This window comes from Nocardia macrotermitis, from assembly GCF_009604405.1.
Taxonomy (GTDB): domain Bacteria; phylum Actinomycetota; class Actinomycetes; order Mycobacteriales; family Mycobacteriaceae; genus Nocardia; species Nocardia macrotermitis.
The window spans coordinates 413,811-440,441 of record NZ_WEGK01000003.1 but is presented as its reverse complement, the minus strand read 5'-3'; the positions used below and the strand labels follow the sequence as shown (position 1 = coordinate 440,441).

Here is a 26,631-nt window from a genome sequence, read left to right as displayed (position 1 = left end):
TTCCGCAGAGCAGCGGGTGGTCGGGATTCTCGGCCTCGCCGTCTGCGGAGATGTCCGTCGGCGTTCTGGAGGTCATACATGCCCGCACTCTCGCGTCGCTCCTTCCTGGGCGCGACCGCTGCCACCGGCGTCGCGCTGGCGAGCACGGGAATCGCCCGCGCCGATTCGGGTCCGTCCGCACGCGTCCGGGTGACCCGCGAGGAGCATCGCGTCATCGTGATCGGCTCGGGCTTCGGCGGCGGCGTGGCATCGCTGCGACTGGCGCAGGCGGGGGTTCCGGTGCTGGTGCTCGAGCGCGGCCGACGCTGGCAGACCGGGCCGAACGCCGACACGTTCCCGCTGGCCACCAAGCCCGACAAACGCATCCTGTGGTACCGCTCGAACCCGAACCTGTTCGGCGCCCCGCTGATCTTCGAGCCCTACACCGGCCTGCTCGAGGCCGTGTCCGGGGACAACATGACCGCCCTGTGCGCGGCGGGCGTCGGCGGCGGATCGCTTGTCTACCAAGGCATGTCGCTCGAGCCGACCGAGGCCGTGTTCGCGTCCATGTTCCCGGTGGACCTGGACTGGAAGACGATGAACCGGGTGCACTACCCGCGCGTGTCGCGGATGCTGCAACTCGAGACCGCGCCCGACGCCCTGATCCAGAGTCCGAACTACAAGGCCGCGCGCGTCTTCGCCGAACACGCCCGCAAGGCCGGACTCCCGGTGTCGAAGATCCCGATGCCGATCGACTGGAACTACGCGCTGGACGAGCTGCACGGCAAGATGACCCCGTCGTACACCAACGGCGCGGGCGCGCTGGGCGTCAACAACGGCGGTAAGCATTCGGTCGACGTCACCTACATCGCCGCGGGCGAGGCCACCGGCAAGGTCGAGGTTCGCACGCTGCACGAGGTCACCGACATCCAGCGCGCCGCCAACGGCCGCTGGACGGTCACGGTGAACCGGCTCGACACCTCCGGCAAGGTCCTGGAGAACCTCATCCTCACCACCCCGGCGCTGATCATGGCCGCGGGCAGCCTGAACACGACCAAACTGCTGGTGCGCGCGTCGGCCAAGGGGCACATCCCGGACATGCCCGACGGTCTGGGCGGCAACTGGGGCACCAACGCCGACCGCATCTACCTGTGGTCCCAGCCGAACGAGTCGTTCGGTTACCCGCAGGGCGGACCGGTCGTCTACGGCAGCCTGAACTGGAGTGATCCGGCGACCGCGGCCACCGTCATCCAGGCGTCCATCCCCCCGATGGGCACGGACATGCACAGCACGATGATGGTCGGCTACGGCGTGAGCAAGGCGCGCGGACATTTCGAGTACACCGCCGCCGACGACAACGCCGTACTGCGCTGGCCGCACGAGGGTGACGCGGTCATCCAGAACGGCCGGATCGGGCCGCTGGCCAACAAGATCGCGGGCCCCGGCGGCGTTCTGACCGACACCAACCTGGCCTTCCCGTCCACCTGGCATCCGCTGGGCGGGGCGAACATGGGCCCGGTCTGCGACGCGAACGGCCGCGTGCACGGACAGCGCGGACTCTACGTGCTCGACGGCGCGCTGATCCCCGGCAACTGCGGGGCGTGCAACCCGTCGATGACCATCGCGGCCGTGGCCGAACGCGCCATGGACCATCTCGTACCGCAGGACGTGGGCAGCATCATCTGAGATTCGACCGAATTCACGCTCGACCGCCCGGACCGCGACCGGTCCGTACTTCGGCGAGCCCAGGCTTCAACAGAGGGGAAACACCAGTGCGAGAACATGATTCGCGACTACGCCGGTTCGCCGTGTGCACCGCCGCCGCCGTGGCGGTGGCCGCCGGATCCTGCGTCGCGGGCACCGGCGCGGTCGAGGCCGCACCCGTCAGCGCGTTCTACACCCCGCCCGCACAGCTGCCCGCGCAGTCGGGTGCGGTCGTGAAGTCCGAGCCGATGCCGATCTACGCGACGTTGCCGGGCGGCGGCGGGCAGTGGCCGGTGGCCGCGCAGCGCGTGATGTACACCTCGCGCACCCAGGACAGCGCGCCGGTCGCGGTCAGCGGCACCTACATCGAGCCGACGCGGGCGTGGGAGGGGAACGGCCCGCGTCCGACGGTGGTGATCGCGCCGGGCACGGTCGGGCAGGGCACCCAGTGCGCGCCGTCGATCGCGTTCTCCACCGGTTTCGTCGTCAGCACCGATCCGCTGTCGATGTCGCCGAATCAGGAGGTGATCGCGGCGGCGGCGTGGAGTTCGATGGGCGCTCGGGTGCTGGTCACCGACTACATCGGGCTGGGGACGCCCGGGTTGCACACCTACGTGAACCGGGCCGAGGAGGCGCACGCGGCACTCGACGGCGCGCGGGCGGCGAATCGGCTCGGCGGCGTTTCCGAGAGCACTCCCCTGGTCCTGTGGGGCTACTCCCAGGGCGGCGGTGCGACCGCCGCGGCCGCGGAATTGCAGCCGAGCTACGCGCCCGAGTTGAATCTGAAGGGCACCTGGGCCGGTGCGCCCCCGGCGGATCTGGCGAAGGTGCTCGCGCAGGTCGACGGGACGTTGATCAGCGGCGTCATCGGATTCGCCATCAACGGCTTCCTGGCCCGGAACCCGCAGTTGCAGGGCGCGCTGGACGCCGCGGCGACCCCGCAGGGCAAGGCGATGCTGCATACGCTGTCCACCGAATGCATCGGCGACGTCATCGTGAAGCAGCCCTTCATGCACACCAGCGACCTCACCGTGGACCACCGCTCGATGCTGGAGCACCTCAACACCATCCCCGGCGCAGTCGAGGTCCTGAACGAACAACGCATCGGCACCCTGCGCCCGAGTTCCCCGGTCCTGATCACCAGCGGCCGCAACGACGACACCGTCCCCTACGGCCAGGCCCGCCAACTCGCCACCGACTGGTGCGCCCAGGGGGCCACGGTCACCTTCCGCACCAACAACCTCCCCCCGATCCTCCCCGGCGCAACCCTGCCGAACCATTTCGGCCCCGAATTGATCGATGGTTACGGCACCAACAACGCGATCAGTTATCTGGTCGACCGGTTGAACGGGAAGCCCATCTCCGGCTGCACGATCAACTGACCGATCGATCACCGACCGCACCTACCACGTCAACAGCTCCGACCCCCACGCATCCGCTCGCTCCACCGATTCAGGGTGCGAGGTGGGTTATGGGGATGATGTGGATATCGCCTCGGGTGCGGATGGCGCCGCCGTTGGTGATGACGGCCTTGAAAGCGCACCGGCTGTCGGCGACCTGCTCGGTCATGGCGTCCAGGGTTCTGACGGCGGAACCGATGGCGTCCGCGGAATCGGAGAGCTTGACTTCGATTGCGGCCCAACGGCCGTCGGGCAGAACCAGGATCGTATCCACTTCCAACTGTTTGGAGTCACGGTAGAAGAAAGCCCGCCCGCGCAGGGGTTGGGAATACACCCGGAGATCACGCAGAACGAGGGATTCGAAGAGGTGACCCAAGGTCAGTGGATCGTCGGCAAGCGTACGGGGTGATGCTCCGAGGCACGCGACCGCGATGGACGGATCGACGAAATGCCGTTTGGGGGTCGTCTGCAACTGACGCGCCGAACGCAGGCTGGGCTGCCAGGCGTCCTGGTCTTCGACAATTTTCAGACGGCGAAGCGCGGACAAATGAGTGTTGACCGCATTCCGGCTGGTCGCGTCATCACCTTCGGCGCCATCGGCGAGTTCACCACAACGCAGATCGCAGGCGATCGTGCGTTCACTCATGCGGGTGGCAATGCCCCGGGAGAAAGACCGCATGACCTTGGCAGCGACGTCGGGAGAGCGGCGTACCCCGTCGATCCGTGGAATGTCATTGTGCTGGATGAGCTGGACATACTCCTGGTTCATCCGTACTGCGTCCACTGTGTCCAGGTCCAGATTGCCGGGCCACCCGCCCACCGCAACCCGCTCGGCGATACCGGTCAGGGCCGCCCGCGCATCCCAGTCCGGATCGACCCACCGTCCGGGCGTCTCCCCCTCGAACAAGCGGGACAGCGAGACCCTCCCGGTCGAGTGCCCGGACTCGTACAGACTCATCGGGCGCATCGACAACACCGCGAAACGCCCTGCACCCGAGTGGCGACGGGCATCATCGTCCGGCGTGGCCGAACCGGTCAGCACGAACTGACCTTTCGCACGCCGGTCATCCACCTCGTGACGCACCATGTTCCACAACCCGGGGTACGTCTGCCACTCATCCAGCAGCACGGGCGTAGCACCGTCGAGCAACCTGCCCGCATCGGTCTCCCAAATGGCCTGAACACGCCCGTTCCGGTCGTTGTCCAACTCCCAGACCGTCTGCGCGCGCTGCGCGGCGGACTGCGTTTTACCGCACGCCTTGGGACCTTCGATCAGCACCGCCCCCGACCAACGCAAGGTGTCGTTCAGTTCCCGGTCGATCACTCTGGCTCGATAGTCACCTGCGGAAAGCCTCTTCACGCAGTGAAACTACCAAATATTCCGCTCGCAGACTACCAAATATTCTCGCTGGAGACTACCAAAGTTCCCACCCTGCGCACTGACGCCCGCTGACCAGCGCGAGTCGATGTGAGCCGGAATGGGGTTGTCATGGAGGTTCCGGAGTGCCGGTCCGGCCCCCACGATGTTCGAGTGCCGGCGGTGTCATGGATCCGGAGGGGCTGCAAGCGAAGCAGCCGGATGACTTCCAGGCCGATGCCGGGAAGATCCTGTGGCGGGGTTGCGTGTGGGCCGACCCGGATGGATACGCCGTTTGCCTGCTTCGGCGTAATCCTGGCACCGTCGGACTGCACCGGAAGCCTTGTCGGTCAACCACTTTGCGCGCGAGAAATTCGGCGGCGCCGGATTCGAGGGGTGTTCCGGTTGCCTGAGCACGGTCGGGGCAACCGGAACGGAATCCGTTGGGGTTCTACGAGATTGAGTTCCAGGGCCGCTGCTTCGTCAGGGGAGGTCGTAGTGGCCGGAGTGGAGGGCGTCGGTGAAGGCGTCCCAGGCTGTGGGCGGGAAGACCAGGGCCGGGCCGGTGGGGTTGGTGGAGTCGCGGACGCCGACCATGCTGTTGGCGAGGTGGGCTACCTCGACGCACGTGTCCTGGCTGGCGGACCTGCTGCTCTTGAACCATGCTGCGCCACTGGGTTTTACGGTCACGGCAGATACTCCCTTGCTGCCTTCAGAAGCAGATCCCTGCTCTTGTCTTCGTCCAATGCTACGCGGTCGATCTGCGTCAGCGCGTAGCGATAGCGGTTGATTTCGAACTCTTGATCCAGGTAGAGCGCACCGGTGTAGCCCTGTACGTAGACCACCGGGGGTTCGGTCAGTCGCGAGGTCTTGTGAGATGGAAACTCCATCAGCACAAAGGAACCGGCGAGCAAGCCCAGGTGGCTGCCCACCCGATGAGGAACTATCCGAATCGAAACATTCGGTGCCCAACCGACATTCGCCAGATGCTCGAGTTGCTCCCGCATCACACCAGCTCCGCCGACCTGGTGATCCAGGACCGATTCGCTCAGAAACACTCGAAACTCGACCGGATCCACGGCATTCTCGAGCCGGGTCACTCGATGTCTGTGCAGCTCGAGCATCGGTTCCAGCGCGCTGGACGGATGATTGGGGAACTCCATCCAGGCGACAGCGCGTCGATAGGCGGGCGTTTGCAGGAGGCCCGGGACCATCGTCAGCTGGAAGCTCGTGATTCGTGTCGCAATCTCTTCGAATCCGATGAAGAGATCGAAGTGGGCCGGGATGAGATCGGCGAAGTTGCTGTGCCACCACCCCGGCTTCTTCGTCTCGGCCACGAGCCCGACCAACGCCTCGGTGAGATCCGCTGGCGCACCGTACATCTCACACAACACCCGGACGTACAACTCTTTCAGCTTCGGCCCCTGCTGCCCGGACTCGATCCGCCACAGGGTCTGCGGTGACGCCTCGATCGCCTCGGCAGCGACCACCACCGCCATACCGCACTGCTCGCGCAGTTTTTTCAGTTCTCGACCCAACATGCGTCGGGGCACGGCCGAACCGGTCATCGCATGACCTCGCTGTCCTTCGACTCGGAATTTTGGAATGGGTGTGGAGCGGCATTACGGAAGCGGCACAGTATTTTCCGGGATTCGCCCACCGAGAGCTTCCACGCTCTTGTCCGGCAGCGTACTACTTGTTCCGCCCCGGCGGCCACAAGATTCTACATACCAAAGTGTTTGCAACACAATCCAATTGATCTGGTCCGCCGGGTAATCCACTGCACCCATACCAATTCGGAGTATTCCATGCTCGATATTCCAGTAATCGACCATCACCGTTTACCGATCATGACCGCCGATTGCGCCCACTTCATCATGCGGAAACACCTGGAATGTCCCACCACGACCTGCCCCGTCAAGGCACAAGCCAAACACCGCTTGATCAAAGCCGGACGCCTCATCCCCGCCGACATCGCCCACATGGGATTCTGATGAGCTACGAAATACAAAGGCAGCAAAGGCCTACCGGATCATCGGTGCCCGGAATCCGCACCACGCCACGGTGCTGTACCAACTCACCGAGGGCGAGATCGACGGCCGGATCCGCGTCCACTCGTACCGCCCCAGGCAACTCGACGCCGGCCTGGTCACGGCGATCCGGGGCCGGGAACCGGGCACAGCGCAACCGATCATCGTGCACCCCAACGATCTTCGCGACAACCATCAATCCGCCACCGGCAAAACACCGGCCGAACGATACCGCCGCCTGCTGTCGGTTCGTGTCGAGGGAAACGGCACCGCCACACTCCCGCTCGGCCCGATCCACACGAATCCACCATCTGCACAAGAGGTTTCGTGGTGCGATTTCACCGACGGCCGCTATCTGCGAGCCCTCGGCGAACACATCACCATCCGCCCCGCCACCGCCAAGGACCTGTCCGCCCGCTTCAACGCCTGGTTCGAGACTGCCGTACAACGCCAACGCGAGGACGAATACGAACGCTGGTAGCGCCCTGCGCCGGTCCGGTAACCGGATCGCGCCGCGATGATTCCGATCATGGTCCGCCTCGAGGTGCGCGGCTGACGGAAGTTCCTGGCGAGCATCGGCTTTCACCGATGGTGTCTATACTGGCCGGATCGGTGTTCGATCGATAAGGGGGCTTTGATGAAAATTACTCCGGAATCCTTGGTGGAAGCGGCTTTGGCCATCGGCAAGCTCGGTGAGGAGATCGAGGACAAACAGGTCTTCCCGGACCTGAAGGCCGAACGCGGGATCCTCGCTCTGAGCGGTTCCGCAATCGCCGGGGCGATAGGGGATGTCGACGGCGCGAGCCAAGTCGCACAGAAGGTGATCTCCTCACGGCACGCTGCGGTTGCCGAGTTGTTGTATACGACCGCCGCGCAGTTCAAAGATCAGGATCAGGAACTCGCGGACAAGCTGGCGCAGTTCGGCGACCTGAATTCGACGGGGGTCTGATCATGGGGACGCCCACGAAAACCGAAGTCGCGAAATGGAAGTCGGGAGAATTGCAGGCGGTGTCGGTAACCGCGGGCACCATACGTGATGCCATCGATACTCGGGCCGACACATTGCAGCGCACGATTCACGGGTTGGATTGGTCGGGTGCGGCCAACACTGCGGCCACCGGTCGCGCCGACCGCGAACGCCACCAACAGCGAGCCGTGGCCACTGCGTACGACAGCCTGGCCACCGCCCTGTCCGGGGCCGAGGGTGACACCGGGTGGGTGATCGACAGAATCAAACAGAACCTTGCCGGTCTCCCCACCACCTGGACGGTCTCGGACAATTTCACCGTCACCGCGCCGAAGGGGGCCAGTGCTTCGGATGTGAATCAGGCGGCCAACGACACAGCCAGCCTCCAGAGCCTGGCGGAGACGCTCGGGCACGCCATCGACAAGTGGGCGCCGAAGATTTCCGAGGCCGTGGCCGAACTCGGCCAACTCGCTCCCAGCACAGCCGAGAAACACACCGTCAATCCCGACGACCAGTTCACCGCACAGCAGGCACAGACCGACCTGCAAGCGGTCCGCAACGGCACGGCCGACGCCGCAACACTGGCACGGTTGAAGGCAGCGACCACTCTGGCGGCCGACGAGAAGGACGCGTTGGCGAACGGCAAGGGCGTCAACCTGCCTCAGTTCGAATACCTGCAAGGGCTGTCCAAGAGCATGAACGGCATGAACGGCACGGACATCGCCAACCTGGGCAGCAAGCTGCCCGGAAATGGCAAGGACCAGGTGCAAGCCGCCATCGCCAACGATTTCCGGCTGGTATCCGACACCCAGGTCCACTCGGCCGGACTCAACGGTGGGATCGGTGCACTGACCGGCGGGATGAACCAGCTGCCCGACACCATCCAGAACGCGTTGAAAAGCAAGCCGAGTGACCTGGCCGAGTTCAACACCCTCAATTCCCTCGGAACCGTTATGTCCAAGGGAGACACCACGATCCAAGGCAGCGACATCAATCGCGGAATGATGAAACAGGGGGCCGAAATCGCTGCCCTCACCGCCACGCACTCCGCACTGAAGGACGGCCCGCTCCCAGGCGTGGCGAACGCCCTGTTGAACGACGCGTCCGGCGATCACTCCGCGATCCACGATTCCATCCTCGCCAATCCCAACAGCTCGGACCCCGACGCCCGCGCCGCTGCCGATCGGATGAGCGCCACCTGCGCCAACGGCGGAAAATATTACGGAAACCAGCACGTCCTCGATATCCTGCAACACCAGTGGTCGCCGGATCAGCACGGTGCGCAGAACGTGTTCAAATGGATCGGTGACGACGCGACCCTCCCGAAGGGCACCTTCGCCAACAACGAGGCCGGGCAGACCGCGTACGGGCTGGCATCGATCCTCGGAGATTCGAACAACAAATCGTTGCTGAACAGTCCGGACAATCCTCTGGGAGCCAAAAACCCAGCGCTCACACAGACTCTCGCGAACACCCTGTCGCCGTACCTGGGCAACCTCGCCGGGGTCACAGACGCGCCCGGATTGAGCATCCTCAACAGCGCACCGGTCGACTCCTCCGGACACCAACTCCAATCCCCGTTCCACGACTCGGGCGAACTGGGCGGCATGCTCGCGGTACTCGACTCCGATCCACAGGCCGCACGCACCATCAACAGCGCCGGTATGCAATGGCACGACGTGCTCGAATACGCATCCGGCGTCAACACCGACCACGCCGCGTCCCTCCAAGCCAACGCGGCCAACCTGCAATCCGCCCTCAACAACGGACTGACCACCGACATCAACGCACACGCGGCCGAACGCGCCTACCAGGCATCGCAGGACTACGCGAACAAAGGCGTGTTCGCCGACGGAGTGACCAGCGTCGTACAAACCGGAGCCACCATCGCGGGACCGGAAAGCGCAGTCGCCGTCCCCGTCGTCAACGGCATCGCCGCGACAGTGGACTCCTACATCAAAGCCGACGTCATCCCCAACCCGGCCGACCCGGCACATCCCTTGGCGGACGACAAGGTGTCGACCGAACTGCAATCAATACTCAAATCAACTAATAACGACACCATCCGGGACGAATACCTGCAAACTCAAGGATACGTGCAGAAACATCCCGAAGCGGCAAGTTATTTTGAACAATCCGACGGAAGTAACTTGACGGAAAACTGGAACAATGTAGCATCCGGGGATGGTTTGAACACATGGAGAAATGATTACAATCGCTTCTCGCATGATATGAATCTGCAACTCCCGGAGACTGTTTTCAACCCTCCAAACAATTCAAATACGACTCCGATCAACGAATCAGAAATAGCGCCGCGCGGCGATCAGAAGCCTCCTGGGGCGAAGTGATGCGAACTGTTCGACTGCTGATTGTGCTGGCCTTTTTGGGGTGTGCCGGCTGCGGCCCGCAGGCTGAGCATCAAGTAGCTTCTACGTCGACCCCGCTGACTGCGCCAAGTTTGCAGCCACCGACGCAAGGTCCGGATATCAACCCCAAAGTCTCTTACGACCCATGCACCATGATTTCGGATGCTGTTATTTCCAAAGCTGGATACAACCCTGCAACACGTAAACGCTACGCGGGGTCGGCCGACCCGCCAACAATTGTCTTAGGATGCGAATTCGAAGACGACCTGCATGGAATCATAAAGCCGAAGTCGACACTTGAGGTGGCTTCGTCGAACGAGAATATAGACGCAGATCGAAAATACTGGAACGATCCACCGCACCCGAATCTTCCCGTCAAATCGATAACCGTGAACGGAAGAGCTGGATTCGAGATGACCCACTACCCTGCTTATGACTGCTATATCTATCTTCCAACGAAGGCGGGAGATGTGGCAATAATTTGGCACAGTATCATCATGGATCACCCCAACCCGTGCGACGGCGTCCTGGATATCGCCAAAATAATCGAACCGACCATCGGGGAAAACCGCTGATCAATCGGTGATGCCGCGAAGTGGCCGATTGATCAGCAGCACCGCCGAATCCGCACCGGCCCCACAAACGGACCATGGTCGGGCACCGAAGCGGAATGTGTTGGAGCCCTGGACGGTTGGGTGCCATGTACGTTCCGGATCAGCCGACTCGACTTTTCGCCACGGGTGCATGGCTTTTCGGCGATCGGGGTACCACCCGAATGTCGCATCGGCCGGGGGTGGTTTCAGCGCGTCGGCGAGGCGAGGTGGATCTCGAAGACCGCGACCCGGTCGGCAGCTGCGACGAAGGCGTCGGGATCAGGGTTCATTTCGCGGACGATGGACATCGGACGGGCCAGCTCACCGGTTGCCCACGTCAGCGGGGTGGGCTCCGCCCAAGGGAGTGCGCTGCGGGGAGATGATCCGGCGGCTGATACGCCAGCCGCCGTCGTGGCGCCGCAGGCTGTCCAGGTGCGTCACGCTGGCAAGGGTTCCGTCCGCCAGGATGACCAGGCCCTTGGACTGTGCGGTCGCTCGGTCGTCCGGCTCGCCGGTGATGACGATGTTCGTCACGTGATGGGCGATGGGGTTGCCCGCGCCCATGCGCAGGGCGGCGTTCCTGATCGCCTCGATCCCCTCGAAGGTTCCCACTTCCAGGGCGCTCATGTCGTAGACGGCGTCCGGCGTGAAGATCTCCCCGAGCCGGTCCAGGTGGCCTCCGTCGAACAGGTGCCCGTGCAAGGACAGGGTTTCGCTGATTGCCTGGCGGTCTTCCGCGTGCAACTCGTGCAACATGATGGTTCTCCGTTCGTTTTGGTACTCAGTACCTCACTGTACTGAGCGCCTCTTGGGACTGCAACCGGTAAGCTGGGGTCATGACCTCGCCCCGTCCGCTCGTGGAACGCAAGCAACGCCAGGCGCGAGCGCGCATCATCGAGGCCGCTCAGGAGTTGTTCCGCGATCGGGGCTTCGACGGCGTCTCGGTCGGTGACATCGCCGAACGCGCCGAAGTCGGCCGCACCACGTTCTTCCGCCACTTCGGCGACAAACAGGAGGTCGTCTTCGCGAAAGAGCAGGAACTGCTCGAGACGATCACCGCGGCCAGCCGGGCAGACGACATCGCGGCCGCACGAAACGTGACCGAGGCCATCGAACAACTCCGCCCGATCCTGCTCACGATCTGCACCCGGGCCGCGGCCGACCCCGAGGGATACACCCGCCACTTCCAACTCATCGCCCAGCACCCGGAACTACGCGACCGCGACGCCGCGAAGGTGCAACAGATCGCCGACAAACTGGGCGACCTACTCGTCAACCGCGGATCCGACGAGCCCACCGCCCGCTTCGCCGCACACATCGCCATCGCCTGCTACCAAACCGTCAAACGCCTGGGCAACAACCCCCACACCCTGGTCGACGACATCCGAGCCGCCTTGGAACAAGTACTCACACTCGGCACCGAGCCCCAGGCCGAACCACCCGATCCGTCGCGAGGAATCCATACCGCCGGTCGCGGCGGCCCGGCCTGATGCTCGCCTGGACGCATCCGGTCAACGGAACGTGTTGAAGCCCTGAATAATTGGGATGCCAGGAAGGTCCCGGATCAGCCTGCGGTGCGAGGCTCGCCGGGGTCGAGATTCAGATCGGCGAGCCGCAACTCGGACGACGGTCCTTGGAAGCGAATGCGGAGCACTCCCGTTTCGAGGGCACAGATCGGCGTGCCGCCCGCGCCCTCATCCAGTGGCCACCGGGCGCGCAACGCCATGGCGACGTCGTCACGGAAGTCCGCGAGTCCGTCTTCGAGCCGGTCACAGCCCACTTCGAGGTCCGCGACCACATCATCCAGCGGCACCGAAGCGACCAATCGAGCCTTTCGCCCATCGGCCTCGAGCAGCACCAGACTCGAACCAGTCGAATCGATGCTGAACGGCGGGGGAACATGGGCGTTCAATTCCCTCGCGAGATGCGCCACCACGGCCATCGACACGGCATCGTTCACCGGGCGACCATAGCCCACCAGGAGTGCACCGAACACGGTCCGTTCGGTTCAGGCCGCACGCATGCGGCGTGCCACTTTCGGGTCAGGCCGTAGCGACGGGGTGGGTGGTGGAAACCCTTGCGGCGGTGAGGAAGTCGTCGACTATACGGGTGCAGTCGGCGCGGGTGGCGTAGCCGATGCCGGTGAGGCGGGGGAAGATCACGGGGCCGATGAGTTGGGCGAGGATGGTGGTGGGGTCGCGGTTGGCGAGGAGGGGGCGGGCTTCGGGGGTGGCGAAGAGGTCGTCGAAGGGTTTGCGGTACTGCTCGATGAGGCGGTGGCGGAGGGAACCTACGCGGGCTCCGGCGTTGTCGTCGCGTTCGGCGGTGGCGAGCCAGGCGAGGGTGGCCAGGTGCATAGGGGCGTCGTTGATGACGTCGGCCTGGCGGGTGACCAGTTCGATCAGGCGTTCGCGCAGGGTGCCCTCGTCTGGGATCTGGACCACCGGCGGCAGCATGCGTTCGAGGGTGGCGGCGCGCAGTTGGACGACGTTCTCGAAATGGCGGTAGAGGGTGGTGCGGGCGACGTGCGACATCCGGGTGACGGCGTCGATGGTCACCGCGTCGAGCCCGCCGGACTCCAGTAGTGCGGTGGCGGCGTCGAGTAGCCGGGCGCGCGAACGCACCTTGCGCGGATCGACCTCGTCGTCGTTGCCGGGTCGCGGATCGGCACTGCTCGTGGACATGGACGAAGAATGCTCCTGCGGGAGGGACTGTCGCCGGTGACCCCTCTATGATACTGGTAGTTGCGTAGCGATACTCACAGTTTCGTTTCTTGGGAGACAACCATGGACCACCCGGCAACGCAGATGTCCGCGAGAATGCGATGGGTAGTGACGCTGTCGTGCCTGTCCGTGGCACTGGTCGTCGCGGCGATGGCCGCGCTGTACACCGCGCTGCCGCACATCGCGACCGAAACCGGCGCCACCCAAGGACAACTCACCTGGATCATCGACGGGTACACCCTGGCACTGGCCTGTCTGGTGCTGCCCGCCGGGGCCCTGGGCGACCGCTTCGGCCGACGCCTGATGCTGCTGGGCGGGCTCGCGGTGTTCACCGCCGCCTCGATCGTGCCGCTTATCGTGCACGGCCCGATCTGGCTGATCGCGGCGCGCGCGGTCGCCGGGGCGGGGGCCGCGTTCGTGATGCCCTCGACGCTGTCGATCCTCACCGCCGGCCTGCCCCGCGAGCGCCGCAACGTCGCGGTCGGCATCTGGGCGGGCACCGTGGGCGTCGGGGCGATCGTCGGCATTCTCGGCTCGGGCCTGCTGCTGGCGCGGTTCTCCTGGGAATCCATCATGATCGCGATGGCGGCCATCGGCGGCGTGCTCACGATCGCCACCGGCACCGTCCCGGAGTCGCGCGACTCCTCCCGCCCGTCCTTCGATCCCTGGGGTGCGCTGACCGGCGCGGGCGCGGTGGCGCTGGCGGTGGTCGCGGCTCTGGAAGCGCCGCAACGTGGTTGGGCCTCGCCGGTGGTGATCGGCGCGGCGATCGGCGCGTTGGTGGTGGGCGCGGGATTCGCGGTGATCGAGCTGCGCGTCACGCATCCGCTGCTGGACGTGCGGCTGCTGGCGCGGCGCGGGTTCGGCACCGGAACCGCTTCGGTCGCACTGCAATTCATGGTGTCGTTCGGATTGTTCATGCTGATCGTGCAGTACATGCAGCTGATCCTGGGGTACAAGCCGCTGATGTCGGCCGTGGCGATGGCCCCGATGATCGTGCCGATGGTGGGGCTGGCGCTGATCTCGCCTTGGCTCGCCGAACGTTTCGGGCTGCGACTGCCGACCGCCAGCGGCCTGGCGATCGTCGGCGTCGGGCTGCTCACCCTCGGACATCTGGATCAGCACAGCACCTTCGTGGATCTGCTGTGGCCGCTGCTGATCATGAGCACCGGACTCGGACTGTCGGCGGCGCCGGCGACCGCGGCCATCGTCAACGACGCGCCGCCGGACAAGCACGGCGTGGCCGCGGCGGTGAACGACGCGGCCCGCGAGGTGGGCGCGGCGATCGGCATCGCGCTGGCGGGCAGCATTCTGGCCGCGGGCTACAGCAACCGGATCTCGAGTGTGATTCCGCTCATTCCGGAGCAGTTGCGCGGCCCGGTGTCCGGCTCGCTCGCGGGCGCGCTCGAGGTCACCGCACGGATCGGCCCGCAGGCGCAACCGCTCGCCGACGCCGCGGAGGCCGCCTTCGTGCACGGATTGCACCAGGCCACAACCGTTCTCGGCGCGGCGACGCTGGTGGTCGCGGTGGCGCTGGGCGCGTGGGCTCCCGGACGCAAACCCCGCACCGCGACCCCGGCGCCCGCCGCGCAGGAAGTGGCTGTCGGGGTCGACTGAACCCCAGTTCACACCGCACCGGCTCGACCAAGCGATTGCCATGCATCGCTTATGAGAATAATATTCTCCTAACAAGCGAAGGAGGATCTCATGCCAGTGCGGACCTTGCCGTACCCGCTGTTCGACGCGGACAACCATCTCTACGAAACCGAAGATTCGCTGACCAAGTACCTGCCCGATCGGTACAAGAGCGCGATCCAGTACGTGAATGTCAACGGGCGCACCAAGATTGCCGTACGCGGTCAGATCAGCGAGTACATTCCCAACCCCACCTTCGAGGTGGTCGCGCGGCCCGGCGCGATGGAGGAGTACTTCAAGAACGGCAACCCCGAGGGCAAGAGCCGCCGCGAGATCTTCGGCAAGTCGATGAAGGCGATCCCGGCGTTCCGGGAGCCCGCGGCGCGCCTGGCGCTGATGGACGAGCTCGGGGTGCAGCGGTCGCTGATGTTCCCGACGCTGGCCAGCCTGGTCGAGGAGCGGATGCGCGATGATCCGAAGCTGATCGTCGCGGTCGTGCACGCGCTCAACGAGTGGCTGCTGGACGTCTGGAAGTTCAACTACGAGGACCGCATCTTCACCACGCCGGTGATCACGCTGCCGTTCGTGGACCAGGCCATCGAGGAACTCGACTGGGTGGTCGCCAACGGCGCCAAGGTGATTCTGGTGCGTCCCGCGCCAGTGCCCGGCCTCGAGGGCCCGCGCTCGTTCGCGCTGCCGGAGTTCGACCCGTTCTGGAAGCGCGTGGTCGAGCACGACATCCTGGTCGCGATGCACTCCTCGGACAGTGGCTACTCCCGCTACGACGCCGAATGGGAGGGCAACAACTCCGAGATGCTGCCGTTCGTGACCAATACCTTCCGGATGGTCAACGAGTGGCGGCCGGTGCAGGACACCGTGGCCTCGTGGGTGTGCCACGGCGCGCTGTTCCGGCACCCCGATCTGAAGATCGCCGTCATCGAGAACGGTTCGGCGTGGCTCAAGCCGCTGCTGGAAACCCTTGCCGACGTGTACAAGAAGGCCCCCGAGGGCTTCGGCATGCAGGATCCGGTCGCCGCGATCAAGAAGAGCATCCACGTGAGCCCCTTCTACGAGGAGGGCGTCACCGACCTGATCGATCTGATCGGCGTGGACCGGGTGCTGTTCGGTTCGGACTACCCGCACCCCGAGGGCCTGGCCGAGCCGACCCATTTCGCCGATATGCTCGGCCACCTGCCCGAGGCGGATCAGGCCAAGATCATGGGTGGCAACCTGGCTCGACTGCTGGGTGTATGAGTTGCCGCGGACGCGGTGCGACCACGAAACATCGTTGGTAGCACCGTGATCCGGCACGTCGGAGCGTGAACCCGGAGCGCACGCTGCTGCGCCCGATCAGCGGAGAGTATCGAGTGGTGAGTGCTGAGTACGACACCCTTGCGCAACTGGTGTCGAGTGCGGGCGACCGCTTCGGATCGGCCGAAGCGGTCGTGGACGGGCCGATCCGCTGGAGTTTCGCGGAGCTGGCCGATCGGGTGCGCCGTGCCGCGGGCGCGTTCGCGGCGGCGGGGATCGCGAAGGGTGAGCGCGTCGCGATCTGGGCTCCCAATTCGGCACAGTGGATCGTCGCGGCCTTCGGCGTGTTGAGCGCGGGCGCGGTGCTGGTGCCGGTGAACACCCGCTTCACCGCCGCCGAGGCCGACGATGTGATCCGCCGCAGCGGCGCGCGAATGGTATTGGCGGAGCAGGGATTCCTGGGCCGGGAGTACACCGCCGACGTGCCGGTGATCGATCTGGCCTCGGAATTCCTTTCCAGCGGAGAACCTTTCGCGGCCGAGATGCTGGGCACCGATGTGGCGGATGTGATCTACACGTCCGGCACGACCGGAAAACCCAAGGGCGTCATGATGAATCATCGTCAGACGCTGCGGCTGTACGCCGAATGGTGTGATCTGGCCGATCTTCGCGAGGGCGACCGGTACCTGCTGGTCAATCCGTTCTTCCACACCTTCGGCTACAAGGCCGGACTGGTCGCCTCGCTCATTCGCGGCGCGACCATGCTGCCGGTGCGGGTGCTGGATATGCCCGCGGTGCTGGATCTCATCGAGCGCGAACGGGTGACGATGCTGCCCGGACCGCCGACGCTCTATCACTCACTGCTGGAGGCTCGGGGCAGCGGGCACGATCTGTCCTCGCTGCGCGCGGCGGTGACCGGGGCGGCCGATATTCCGGTCGAGCTGATCCGGCGCATGCGGGAGGAGCTGCCGTTCCGTTCGATCATGACCGGATACGGGCTGACCGAGGCCGGGACCGCCACCGCCTCGCGGCCGGGTGACACCTTCGAGCAGATCGCCACCACCGCGGGCACGGCCTGCGACGGCATCGAGGTGGGCCTCGGTGACGACGGCGAGGTGCTGGTGCGCGGATATTCGGTCATGCAGGGCTATCTCGACGATCCCGAGGCCACGGCCGCCGCGATCGACGACGAGGGCTGGTTGCACACCGGGGATCTGGGCGAACTCGACGCGGACGGGCGGCTGCGGATCGTCGGGCGCAAGAAGGACATGTTCATCGTCGGCGGGTTCAACGCCTATCCGGCCGAGATCGAGGGGTTCCTGCTCGAGCATCCGGCCGTGGCGCAGGTCGCGGTGATCGGGGTGGCCGATGAGCGGCTGGGGCAGGTCGGCAAGGCGTTCGTGGTGTCGAAAGGCGATGTGACGCAAGAGGAATTGCTGGGCTGGAGCCGGGAGCGGATGGCCGGGTTCAAGGTGCCGCGGTCGGTGGAGTTCCGGACGTCGTTGCCGATGAATGCCACCGGCAAGGTGGTCAAGGACCAGTTGCGATGACCGTCTCGCCGAATTCGGTAAGTGTCTGTGGCGCGGCGAAATCGGCGAACCATACGTAGAACCGTTCGACTCCGCGTTCGGTCAGTTCCGTGAAGTGCTCGGTGAGCTGTGCCGCGTCGCCGACGACGAGACCCGCACCGAGATAACCGAATCGGCGCTCACTCTGCGCCCGCACCTGCTCGGCATCGGCGTCCCGGCCGACGAATCCGACCATCTGCTGCACCGAGATTCGCGCCGCACCGACCTCGGATTTCAGCGATTCCAGCCGATCCAGGTGTGAGACAGGCAGATTCCACCACGTCGCGTGTCGCCGCACCAGATTCAGCACCGGAGCGCTGGAACCGCCGATGACGATCGGGATCGGCGTACTCGGTCGCGGCGGCTGAAACGTTCCGTCGGCCTCACCCCAATACCCGTGCAGCAGTTCGAGTGTGCGCCCGAGCCGTTCGCGCCGCGCCGCCGCTTTGTCCAGGGTGATGTCGAACCCGGTCAACTCCCCCGGCACCGATCCGGCCCCCAACCCCAGTTCGAACCGACCCCCCGACGCCTCCTGCAACGTCACCGCCTGCTTGGCCAGCACCGCCGCCTGCCGGAACGCATCGCACAGCACCAGATGCCCGACCTTCAACCGCTCGGTCCGCGCCGCCACCCAGGTCGCGATCGTCATCGCCTCCCACAGCGGCTGCTGTTCGGCCCCGGGCGCGAGCAGATGATCGATGAACGCGATCCCGTCGAACCCGGCCGCCTCGGCGACCTGAGCCCGTTCGACGATATCCGTTGTGCCCATACGGATCTGCGGCAGGAACAGGAACCATTCGACCATCAGGACACCACTTCTCTCACACGACACCGGATCACCGCGCCGGTTCTCACCCCGCTGGTAATTATCACGATATCCACTGCACCAGAATGACATTCGACGAAACTCGCATCACGCCGCTGCCGAGATCGGCCGGCATTCAGATGCCACTCACTCATCGCGGCACCGAACGACAACGCCGGACCGCCGATCACTGCACACGCATTGACACCTACCGGACAAGTCAGCACCAATCCTCACCGCGACATCGATTCACAATGCCAGACCACCGTCTACCGGGACGACCGCACCAGTCATCGCACTGCTGTCGGGACCGGCAAGAAACGCTAGGACGGAAGCGATTTCGGCGGGGGCGAGGAGTCGGCCTATCGGTTGCTGGCCGCCGAAGCGGACTGCGTCGGGGAGGTGGTAGATGCGGGCGGTTTCGGCGAGGACCTCGGTGTCGGTGGATCCCGGGCTGACGGCGTTGGCGCTGACGCCGGTGCCGCCGAGTTCCGCGCCCAGCGCCCGGATCAGCCCTGTCACACCGGCTTTCGCGGCGCAGTACGCCGACAGCAGGGGCAGGCCCTTGGTGGCGGCGGCCGAGGCCACGGCCAGGAAGCGGCCGGTGCGGGGTTCGGGGCGGGCCAGCAGTGCGGGGATCGCGGCGCGGGCCAGGTTCATCACACCGCCGAGGCAGACGTCCATGACGGCGCGTTCGCGCTCGATCGGCATCTCCCACAACGGATCTCCGCCCGCGATGACGCCGGCGACCGCGATCGCCGCGTCCAATCCACCCCAGGTGTCGACCGCCTCGGCCACCGCCGCGCGCAATGCCTCCGGATCGCGCACATCGGCGACGAACGGCCGGACCGCGCCCACCCGGCTGACCCGGCTGCTCGCCTCGGTCGCCACCGCGACCAGTTCGCTCTTGCTGCCCATCGGATACGGCAGCGCCGGATCGTCGCTCGCGATATCGACTGCCAGCACCGACCAGCCGCGATCGGCCAGTTCCAGCACCGTGGCCGCGCCGATGCCCCGCGCCGCGCCCGTCACCAGCGCCACCCGCCGATGCTCCCCCGAGTTCATCCTCCCGTGCGGACGTGCCATGACGCGTCTCCTTCCCCGCACCTGCCGGCCCGGCGACACTGGTGGAAATGTGATTCTCTAAATACGATAATGATGTTTCGTCACCGAGACAAGACCGTCGCCGCACGGTCGCACGAACGGAGGCTTCGATGAAGATGTTGGTGAACTCCCGCGCCATCGCGGGTAAGGACGAGGAGTACAACACCTGGTACTCCACCGTCCACGTCCCGGAGATGCTCGCCATCGACGGCGTGAGCGGCTGCACGCGCCATCGGCTGGTGGCCCGCGAGGGGCAGCCCGTGGAATTCCTCGCCATCTACGAGATCGACGGCGATATCAACACCGTGCGCAAGGAGATCGGGGCGCGGCTGAAGGACGGCCGCATGTCGGCCAGCACCCTGGGCGATCCCGAACACCTCACGATGACGGTCTGGGAGCCGATCTGAGCCCAGCGTTTCCGAACGCGACGTTCAGCGCGGGCGCAACCCGTCCAGCAGCAGGCGCACGGTGAATTCCACCCGCTCCTCGAGCTGCGCGGCGCTGGGCGGGCGGCCCGCGACGATACTGCGCACCTGCCCGCCCACCACCATGCTCATGAACGCGCGCGCGGCCTGATCGGTGTCGATCGGCGCGATCGTCCCGGCGTCGATCGCGCGATCGAGCACCCCGGCCACGAAATCGATCACCGGTCCGGCGCTGCGCTCGTAGTTGGCCACGAAGATCTCCGGGAACCGGTAGCCCTCGGTGTTGATGATCCGTTGCAGCCGTAGGCCATTGGGCGTCATCACCTGATCGATCCGCAGCCGCGCGACCGCTTCCAGCGTCTGCTTCAGATCGCCGGTGTCCAGCTGCTCGAGCACCTCGGGCGGCACGATCTGACCGTCCACCGCGCGATGCACCGCCGCCAGGAACAGCGCGGACTTCTCCGGATACCGCGCGTAGATGGTCCGCTTGGTCATGTTCACCCGCGACGCGATCATCTCCACGGTCGTCACGTCGAACCCGTTCTCCAGGAACAGATCCAACGCCGTCTCCAGCAGCTCCTCGTGCCGCGCCGCCGCCTGCTCACGAGTCGGCCGCCCGGCCCCCCGACGCACCGGCACACCCGCCTCGCCCATCCGGCCCTCCTCGCAGCTCGCACGTCATTCCGCGTTCACAGCATAATGAAACGCGTCGGCCGTCTGTGCTTACATCGGGTCGCGCCCGGCATACCCGACGGCGTGCGGGGGCGACACTCAGCCGCACCCGCAGCGACACTCAACCGCACCCGCAGCAACGCTCAACCGCACCCGCAGCGACACTCAGCAGCACCCGCAGCAACGCTCAACCGCACTCGGGGCACGCTCAGCCGCGTACCATGCGACGCCCAGCCACATCCAGGGCAACGCTCAACCGCAGCTGGGGCAACGCCCAGCCGCACTCGGGGCGACAGTCAGCCACGTACCGGGCGACGTACTGCCGCGTCCGGGGCGATGTACTGCCACGCTGCCGCAGCCGATCGGCGCAAGAGTTCGTGCGGTGCAATGGAAATCGAAGCGCGAGAGCAGCCGTGACCAGCGCAGGTCCGGGGCCGGTGGGCGGGTCAGGCTCCGGGGCCCTCCAGGAGGGTCACCGCCGAGACAGCCGTGGGCCCGCCGAGGTTGTGCGCCAAGCCGATTCGCGCGCCTTCGACCTGGTTGGCGGCCTCGCCGCGCAGTTGTTCGAACAGTTCGACGCACTGGGCGACGCCGGTCGCGCCGGGCGGGTGGCCCTTGGTCTTGAGGCCGCCGCTGGGGTTCACCGGGAGTGCGCCGCCGACGCTGGTCGCGCCGGTTTCCAGCAGTTTGTAGCCCTCGAAGCGTTCGGCGAAGCCGAGATCCTCGTAGCTGATCAGCTCGATGCCGGTGAAGAAGTCGTGCACCTCGGCGACGTCGACGTCGCGCGGGGACAGCCCGGCCATGCCGAATGCCGCGCGGGCCGCGCGCACCGTCGCGGGGAACGTCGTCATATCCCGTTTGTGCTGGTGCATCACCGAATCCAGCCCCAGCCCGACGCCGCGGATCCACACCGGCCGCGAGGTGTAGCGGTCCACCACGTCCTCGGCGGCCAGCAGCAGCGCGGCGGCGCCGTCGCTCTGCGGCGCGCAGTCGTACACCCCGAACGGGCCGGCCACCGCCGGGGCCGTCAGCGCCTGTTCGAGGGTGATCTCGAATTGCAAGCGCGCCTTGGGATTACGCGCGCCGTGCCGATGATTCTTCACCGCCACCATGGCCAGATGCTCACGGGTGGCCGGAGATTCGTGCAGATACCGCGAGACGTGCAGCGCGAATCCGGCGGGCGCGATCAATCCCAGCGGATAGTCCCACGCCATGTCGCGGGCCATCGCCTCCCACTCCCACAGCATGTCCTTCTGCGCGGTCTCCCGCAGCTTGTCCGCTCCGACCACCAGCGCCACATCGCATGCGCCCGAGGCGATCCCGAACAGCGCGTTGCGCACGGCGTCATTCCCGGTGGCACAGGAGTTCTCGACCCGGGTCACCGGCAGATCCGGCATCCCCAGCGCATCGGCGACGATCCCGGCCGGAAAGCCATCGGTATTACCCATCGCACCGAACCAGGCAGCCTGCACATCGGTCTTGGCCATCCCCCGATCCACCCCGGCCAGACACTCCGCGAACGCCATCGGCACGAGATCCTTTATCCCCAAAGCGAAATGCTCGGCGAAGGGCGTCATCCCAGCGCCCACGATAGCCACGCGCCGCATATCTACTTCCTCTCCGCCGATGCCCGCACAATGCCTATCGCACCGCACACCTTGCTGCCCGACACGAACACAGCCCGCTCCTGCGCCGCACGGCGGCACCTCAGGACCGATTGACACGGAACATCATCCCGCACAAGGCAATCCAAGCGGCTCACGTCGCACTTCACCGATCGACTACCTGGCCGCAATCGGATACACCGGGCCGAACTACTGTGCACCGCAGAACTATCCGACACAATCGGACCCCACGGCCAGCACCCCTGGACCGAGTGACACGGAACATCGCCCCGCACAATACAATCCAAGCGGCTCACGTCGCACTTCACCGATCGACTACCTGGCCGCAATCGGATACACCGGGCCGAACTACTGTGCACCGCAGAACTATCCGACACAATCGGACTCCCCGGCCAGCACCCCTGGACCGAGTGACACGGAACATCGCCCCGCACAAGACAATCCAAGCGGATCATGTCGGATCTTGCGGGTCGAACGCGTAGCCGTAGTCGGGCACACCGGAGCGAACCGCCACCCGCCGCAATACCATTCGCCCGCGATCGCCGATTGCCACAGTCCCCGGATCGGTGCCGGTGACCTTCGCCAACGCTCGCACGCCGACGTCGTCGAGTTCCACGATGACCAGCGTGTAGGGCGTGGGCAGGCCCGGAACCGGAACGGCCACAGTGCATTCGGTGTAGACCGTGCCAGTGCGCGGCAGCGGGACGAGGGTGTACTCGGTCGAGAGCGAGCCGTCCTCCCCCACTCGATAACGCGGCGGAAAGTCCAATTCTTCACTGCCGGAATGCTTCCCGGCCTCCCAGCGCACCTTGGCCTCGAACGCGCGCTCGTAGGCGGCCAGCGAGATGGGGATCTCCGATCCGGGCACCAGATCGCTCGGCGGCAGGTCGCGGGCGGCGGGTTCGCGGCGGTGCACCGCGGCGTGACCACCGACGACCGTGATCCCCGACAACCCGGCCTGCTCCACCCCGACCAGCAAACCCGTTGTGCCCCAATCGACCATGGCCGCCAACGCGAACAGGCTCGCACTCGCCCCGAGTGCGGGCAGCGAGGGCGGGATCGACCGGCACAGGTCAGCGGCCTGTTTGTCACCGACCCCGGCCACCGCTGCGGGGGTGTCCAGCCAGGCCGCGGCCAGCGAGGCCACCAGGCCGCGTTCGTGCAGCAGCCGGGGATCGCCGTAGTCGTGCACCGTGCCGATCGCATTGCGGGTGCGCACCGGCAGACTTCGCGCCACCCGGGCGGCGATGCGGATCTGCAAACCGTGATCGGAGACCAATACCGCCGCCGCACCGGCCGGATCCAGATCCACGCCGATGATCAGCGTGCGCGACCGCGCGGAACTGAGGGCGTCGAGCGTGGCGGGCGCGCCGCCGAGCCGCTCGATCACCTCCAGTTCCGGATCCAGGCCGAGCCCCGCCAGCAACACCGCGGCGTTGCTGCTGCCCACGAGCGGCAGATCCCGGCTGACCACCACGACCCGTTCCACCGGACCTGCGTCGTACAGGGCCGCGCGCCCGGCCTCCACGGCGAGGGTGACCGCGTCCTCGTCCGAGCCGGGCACCCGGTGGCGCGGCGCGCCCCAGCACGGCAGGTACGTCCCCAGCGATGCGATGAACGGCATTGGTACTCCAGCGATTACGTGACCGCGCCCGCGGACTTCAGCTCGATGATGCGATCCCAGTCCAGGCCCAGATCTTGCAACACCTCGTCGGTCTGCGCGGCGAACTCCGGGCCGGGCCGCAACTGCGGCGGGGTCAGGTCGAACTGCACCGGGCTCGAAACCAGTTGCAGCGCACCGGCTTCGCGGACGTACTCGTTGGCCCGCACCTGCGGATCGGCGAGCACCTGCAACGCGTCCTGCACCGGCGCCCACGGGCCCGAGAGGGTGCCGAAGCGCTCGGTCCACTCCGCGAGCGTGCGCGTGCCGATCACCTCGCGCAGAATCTCCACGGCCGCAGGGGTATTCGCCGCGATCGACGCCGCGTCGGCGAACCGCGGATCCTCGATCAGCTCCGGCCGGTCGATGTGGCGGCACACGTCGGCCCAGAACTTGCCCGGCTGCAACATCACCAGCGACAGATACCGCCCGTCCTTGGTGGCGTACAGCCCCGAGAGCGGATTCGACGGCGATCCGTGCGCCCCGGTCGGCCCGGCCTGCAACGGCTCACCGACGTGCGCCGAAAGCGCGATGGTGTGTCCCATCGACCACAGCCCACTGCTGAGCAGCGACACGTCCACCACCGAGGTTTCCCCCGTGCGCTCGCGCTTGAACAGCGCCGCCGCGATCCCACCGGCCAGATTCGTCCCGGAGATGGTGTCCCCGAACGCCGGTCCGGGCGGGCCGATCAGCCCGTCCACATCGGGCGGGGTGATGGTGGCCGCGACGCTGCCACGGCACCAGTAGGCGGTCATGTCGTACCCGCCCTTGTCCGCCTCGGCGCCGCGCGGACCCAGGCCGCTGCCGCGCGCGTAGACGATCTTCGGATTCACCGCGCGGATGTCCTCCACGTCGATGCCGAACTTGCGGCGGTGCTGCGGCAGGAAGCTGGTCAGGAACACATCGGCGGTCTTGGCCAGTTCGTGGATCACCTCGCGCCCCTCGGGCACCGACATGTCCACCCCGATGCTGCGCTTACCCCGATTGGCATGCTCCACATTGGGATTCGGGTCGCCCTCGACCTTGAAGTGCCCGATCTGCCGCAGCCCGCGCTGCGGATCACCGGTCACCGCGTGCTCGACCTTGATCACATCCGCGCCCCAGTCGGACAGCACCGCGCCCGCCGAGGGCACGAAGCCGTACATCGCGACCTCGAGAACGCGAATCCCTTCGAGAGGCCCGCTCACGACGCGGCCGCGATCGTCTTGGACTCCAGAAACTCCTCCATACCGGCGACTCCCATCTCACGCCCGATGCCGGACTGCTTGAACCCGCCGAACGGCGCGTCCGCGGCGAAGTAGTTGCCGCCGTTGATGCTCATGGTTCCGGTGCGGATACGCCGCGCCACCGCCAGCGCCCGCTCCTCCGAGGCGCTGAACACGCCGCCGGACAGCCCGTAGATCGAGTTGTTGGCGATGCGCACCGCGTCGTCGTCGTCCTCGTACGGGATCACCGCCAGGACCGGCCCGAAGACCTCCTCCTGCGCGATCTCGCTGTCGGGATCGACCCCGGCCAGCAGCGTGGGCTTGTAGAAGTAGCCCGGATCGACCTTCTCGCCGCCGGTGACCAGCTTGGCCCCGGCCGCCACCGCACGCTGCACCAGACCGTCGACCTTCTCGCGCTGACGTTCGCTGATCAGCGGTCCCATATAGGTTTTCGGGTCGGCCGGGTCGCCGTACTTGACCATGCCCAGGAAGTTCGCGACCTGCTCCACCACCGCGTCGTGATCCTTGCGCTGCACCAGCAGCCGCGAGGTCAGCGCACAGCCCTGACCGGCGTGGCTGACGATGCTGAACGCCGCGAACATGGCGCTGGAGTTGTAGTCCGCGTCGTCCAGCAACACCATCGCCGATTTCCCGCCGAGTTCGAGGAACACCCGCTTGAGGGTGCCGGCCGCGGCGGCCATGATCGTGCGCCCGACGGGCGTGGAACCGGTGAAGGTGACCACGTCGACGTCCGGGTGCGTGGTCATCCGCTCGCCCACCGAAACATCCGAGGAGGCAAGCACATTCACCACACCTGCGGGGATGTCGGTGTGCTGGGCGATGATCTCGCCGAGCGCGAGCGTCGCGAGCGGGGTGTCGGGACCGCCCTTGAGCACGACCGTGCAGCCGGCCGCCAGCGAGGGCGCGAGCTTGGCCAGTGCGAGCTGATGCGGGTAGTTGTAGGCCGCGATGGCCGAGACCACGCCCGCGGCCTCCTTCTCCACCCAGCGCCGGTGCGGGCGGCCGCGGAACTCGACGTCGGCGAGATCCTCGCGGAAGGAGTACTTGGGCAGCAGATCCGCGTAGTACCGGACGATCTCGAACGGGATCTCCAGCTGATTGCCCTGGGTGAGCGTGTACGTCGCACCGACCTCGGCGATGGTGAGCGCGCGCAGCTCTTCGACGTTGTCCCGCAACGCCGTGTAGAGCTGATCGAGGCAGTGCGCCCGGAACGCGTGATCGGTGGCCCAGCTGGTGGTGTCGAACGCGCGCCGGGCCGCGGCCACGGCCGCATCGGTCTCGGCGATACCGGCCTCGGGCGCGTACCCGTACACCTGCCCGGTCGCGGGATTCAGTGAGGCGAGCGTGCGCTCGGTCTCGACCAACTGCCCGTCGATGAGCAGCCGTCGTGTGACGCCCGCCTCCTGTAGTTGCGCTGACATCGCGTCTCCCAACTGCGCGTGAAAATTGCATTCTCTTTAATGGAGAATGATACATTCTTTCGTAGCGGACTGTAGCAACAATCAGTGACCCGGCAAACACTCCAGCCCGGAACGCCCGGC

24 protein-coding genes and 1 pseudogene are annotated in these 26,631 nt (G+C 66.1%); 12 read left to right on the top strand and 13 right to left on the bottom strand.

What is annotated here, in order from left to right; genetic code table 11:
- Positions 1-78 precede the first annotated feature (78 nt).
- Both NRB20_RS09225 and NRB20_RS09220 read left to right on the top strand, forming a co-directional pair.
- Positions 79-1,665 (top strand): GMC oxidoreductase, encoded by a 1,587-nt coding sequence (locus NRB20_RS09225; RefSeq protein WP_153409470.1) that lies wholly within the window; start codon positions 79-81, stop codon positions 1,663-1,665.
- Between the two features lie 86 nt (positions 1,666-1,751).
- The gene (locus tag NRB20_RS09220) at positions 1,752-3,065 is read left to right on the top strand and encodes a lipase family protein (RefSeq protein WP_319944659.1); all 1,314 of its coding nucleotides are present in this window, start codon (positions 1,752-1,754) and stop codon (positions 3,063-3,065) included.
- Between the two features lie 70 nt (positions 3,066-3,135).
- On the opposite strand, the gene NRB20_RS09215 is transcribed toward NRB20_RS09220, so the two are convergent.
- From NRB20_RS09215 to NRB20_RS09205, 3 genes are all read right to left on the bottom strand, one after another.
- Entirely contained in the window at positions 3,136-4,407 is a 1,272-nt protein-coding gene (locus NRB20_RS09215) for an ATP-binding protein (protein ID WP_153409468.1), read from the bottom strand.
- Between the two features lie 516 nt (positions 4,408-4,923).
- A complete protein-coding gene (locus tag NRB20_RS09210; RefSeq protein ID WP_319944658.1) occupies positions 4,924-5,130 on the bottom strand; it encodes a DUF397 domain-containing protein in 207 nt (68 codons plus the stop codon).
- Complete coding sequence (locus tag NRB20_RS09205; RefSeq protein ID WP_227833338.1) at positions 5,127-6,008, bottom strand: helix-turn-helix domain-containing protein; 882 nt, start codon at positions 6,006-6,008, stop codon at positions 5,127-5,129. Before NRB20_RS09205 ends, NRB20_RS09210 begins: the two co-directional genes overlap by 4 nt.
- Positions 6,009-6,248: 240 nt before the next feature.
- Between NRB20_RS09205 and NRB20_RS09200 the strand changes: the two genes are divergently transcribed.
- The 5 genes and pseudogenes from NRB20_RS09200 (at position 6,249) to NRB20_RS09180 (ending at position 10,378) form a co-directional block, all read left to right on the top strand.
- On the top strand, positions 6,249-6,434 hold the full coding sequence (locus NRB20_RS09200) for a hypothetical protein (RefSeq protein ID WP_153409466.1): 186 nt from the start codon (positions 6,249-6,251) through the stop codon (positions 6,432-6,434).
- 31 nt (positions 6,435-6,465) lie between these two features.
- Positions 6,466-6,951 (top strand): annotated as a pseudogene (locus NRB20_RS09195) (ESX secretion-associated protein EspG); the annotation flags it as partial.
- Positions 6,952-7,107: 156 nt separating this feature from the next.
- The gene (locus NRB20_RS09190) at positions 7,108-7,419 is read left to right on the top strand and encodes a hypothetical protein (RefSeq protein WP_153409461.1); all 312 of its coding nucleotides are present in this window, start codon (positions 7,108-7,110) and stop codon (positions 7,417-7,419) included.
- Between the two features lie 269 nt (positions 7,420-7,688).
- Positions 7,689-9,785 (top strand): TPR repeat region-containing protein, encoded by a 2,097-nt coding sequence (locus NRB20_RS09185; protein WP_153409459.1) that lies wholly within the window; start codon positions 7,689-7,691, stop codon positions 9,783-9,785.
- The gene (locus NRB20_RS09180) at positions 9,785-10,378 is read left to right on the top strand and encodes a DUF3558 domain-containing protein (protein ID WP_153409457.1); all 594 of its coding nucleotides are present in this window, start codon (positions 9,785-9,787) and stop codon (positions 10,376-10,378) included. The genes NRB20_RS09185 and NRB20_RS09180 overlap by 1 nt, the downstream gene beginning before the upstream one ends.
- 339 nt (positions 10,379-10,717) lie before the next feature.
- On the opposite strand, the gene NRB20_RS09175 is transcribed toward NRB20_RS09180, so the two are convergent.
- Entirely contained in the window at positions 10,718-11,152 is a 435-nt protein-coding gene (locus tag NRB20_RS09175) for a nuclear transport factor 2 family protein (RefSeq protein WP_153409455.1), read from the bottom strand.
- Positions 11,153-11,232: 80 nt separating this feature from the next.
- Between NRB20_RS09175 and NRB20_RS09170 the strand changes: the two genes are divergently transcribed.
- Positions 11,233-11,886 carry a TetR/AcrR family transcriptional regulator gene (locus tag NRB20_RS09170; RefSeq protein WP_153409453.1) on the top strand — a complete coding sequence of 218 codons (654 nt, stop codon included), beginning with the start codon at positions 11,233-11,235 and terminating at the stop codon, positions 11,884-11,886.
- Between the two features lie 74 nt (positions 11,887-11,960).
- Here NRB20_RS09170 and NRB20_RS09165 read toward each other — a convergent pair whose 3' ends face one another.
- Positions 11,961-12,356: a hypothetical protein gene (locus NRB20_RS09165; protein WP_153409451.1), complete on the bottom strand. Its 396-nt coding sequence runs from the start codon at positions 12,354-12,356 to the stop codon at positions 11,961-11,963.
- An 82-nt stretch (positions 12,357-12,438) separates the two neighbouring features.
- Positions 12,439-13,080 (bottom strand): TetR/AcrR family transcriptional regulator, encoded by a 642-nt coding sequence (locus NRB20_RS09160; protein WP_153409449.1) that lies wholly within the window; start codon positions 13,078-13,080, stop codon positions 12,439-12,441.
- Between the two features lie 102 nt (positions 13,081-13,182).
- Between NRB20_RS09160 and NRB20_RS09155 the strand changes: the two genes are divergently transcribed.
- From NRB20_RS09155 to NRB20_RS09145, 3 genes are all read left to right on the top strand, one after another.
- The gene (locus tag NRB20_RS09155) at positions 13,183-14,736 is read left to right on the top strand and encodes an MFS transporter (protein WP_153409447.1); all 1,554 of its coding nucleotides are present in this window, start codon (positions 13,183-13,185) and stop codon (positions 14,734-14,736) included.
- A gap of 90 nt (positions 14,737-14,826) precedes the next feature.
- The gene (locus NRB20_RS09150) at positions 14,827-16,008 is read left to right on the top strand and encodes an amidohydrolase family protein (protein ID WP_153409445.1); all 1,182 of its coding nucleotides are present in this window, start codon (positions 14,827-14,829) and stop codon (positions 16,006-16,008) included.
- A 116-nt stretch (positions 16,009-16,124) separates the two neighbouring features.
- Positions 16,125-17,555 carry a FadD3 family acyl-CoA ligase gene (locus tag NRB20_RS09145; RefSeq protein WP_319944657.1) on the top strand — a complete coding sequence of 477 codons (1,431 nt, stop codon included), beginning with the start codon at positions 16,125-16,127 and terminating at the stop codon, positions 17,553-17,555.
- On the opposite strand, the gene NRB20_RS09140 is transcribed toward NRB20_RS09145, so the two are convergent.
- Together NRB20_RS09140 and NRB20_RS09135 are read right to left on the bottom strand one after the other, a co-directional pair.
- Positions 17,536-18,378 (bottom strand): LLM class flavin-dependent oxidoreductase, encoded by an 843-nt coding sequence (locus NRB20_RS09140; protein WP_153409443.1) that lies wholly within the window; start codon positions 18,376-18,378, stop codon positions 17,536-17,538. The genes NRB20_RS09145 and NRB20_RS09140 overlap by 20 nt on opposite strands.
- Positions 18,379-18,627: 249 nt before the next feature.
- Positions 18,628-19,464 (bottom strand): mycofactocin-coupled SDR family oxidoreductase, encoded by an 837-nt coding sequence (locus NRB20_RS09135; RefSeq protein WP_227833337.1) that lies wholly within the window; start codon positions 19,462-19,464, stop codon positions 18,628-18,630.
- Between the two features lie 128 nt (positions 19,465-19,592).
- Here NRB20_RS09135 and NRB20_RS09130 point away from each other — a divergent pair, with 128 nt between their 5' ends.
- Positions 19,593-19,889, top strand: coding sequence for a DUF4286 family protein (locus tag NRB20_RS09130; protein WP_153409441.1), 297 nt, complete (start codon positions 19,593-19,595; stop codon positions 19,887-19,889).
- 24 nt (positions 19,890-19,913) lie between these two features.
- Here NRB20_RS09130 and NRB20_RS09125 read toward each other — a convergent pair whose 3' ends face one another.
- The 5 genes from NRB20_RS09125 to NRB20_RS09105 all read right to left on the bottom strand — a co-directional run bounded on the left by NRB20_RS09125 (position 19,914) and on the right by NRB20_RS09105 (position 26,511).
- Positions 19,914-20,561, bottom strand: a complete 648-nt coding sequence (locus NRB20_RS09125; RefSeq protein ID WP_153409439.1) for a TetR/AcrR family transcriptional regulator — start codon at positions 20,559-20,561, stop codon at positions 19,914-19,916.
- 464 nt (positions 20,562-21,025) lie between these two features.
- Positions 21,026-22,186 (bottom strand): thiolase C-terminal domain-containing protein, encoded by a 1,161-nt coding sequence (locus NRB20_RS09120; RefSeq protein WP_153409437.1) that lies wholly within the window; start codon positions 22,184-22,186, stop codon positions 21,026-21,028.
- A 469-nt stretch (positions 22,187-22,655) separates the two neighbouring features.
- On the bottom strand, positions 22,656-23,828 hold the full coding sequence (locus tag NRB20_RS09115; protein ID WP_153409435.1) for an OB-fold domain-containing protein: 1,173 nt from the start codon (positions 23,826-23,828) through the stop codon (positions 22,656-22,658).
- Between the two features lie 14 nt (positions 23,829-23,842).
- On the bottom strand, positions 23,843-25,051 hold the full coding sequence (locus NRB20_RS09110) for a CaiB/BaiF CoA transferase family protein (protein WP_319944656.1): 1,209 nt from the start codon (positions 25,049-25,051) through the stop codon (positions 23,843-23,845).
- Positions 25,048-26,511 (bottom strand): aldehyde dehydrogenase family protein, encoded by a 1,464-nt coding sequence (locus tag NRB20_RS09105; protein WP_153409433.1) that lies wholly within the window; start codon positions 26,509-26,511, stop codon positions 25,048-25,050. The genes NRB20_RS09110 and NRB20_RS09105 overlap by 4 nt, the downstream gene beginning before the upstream one ends.
- Between the last annotated feature and the right edge of the window lie 120 nt (positions 26,512-26,631).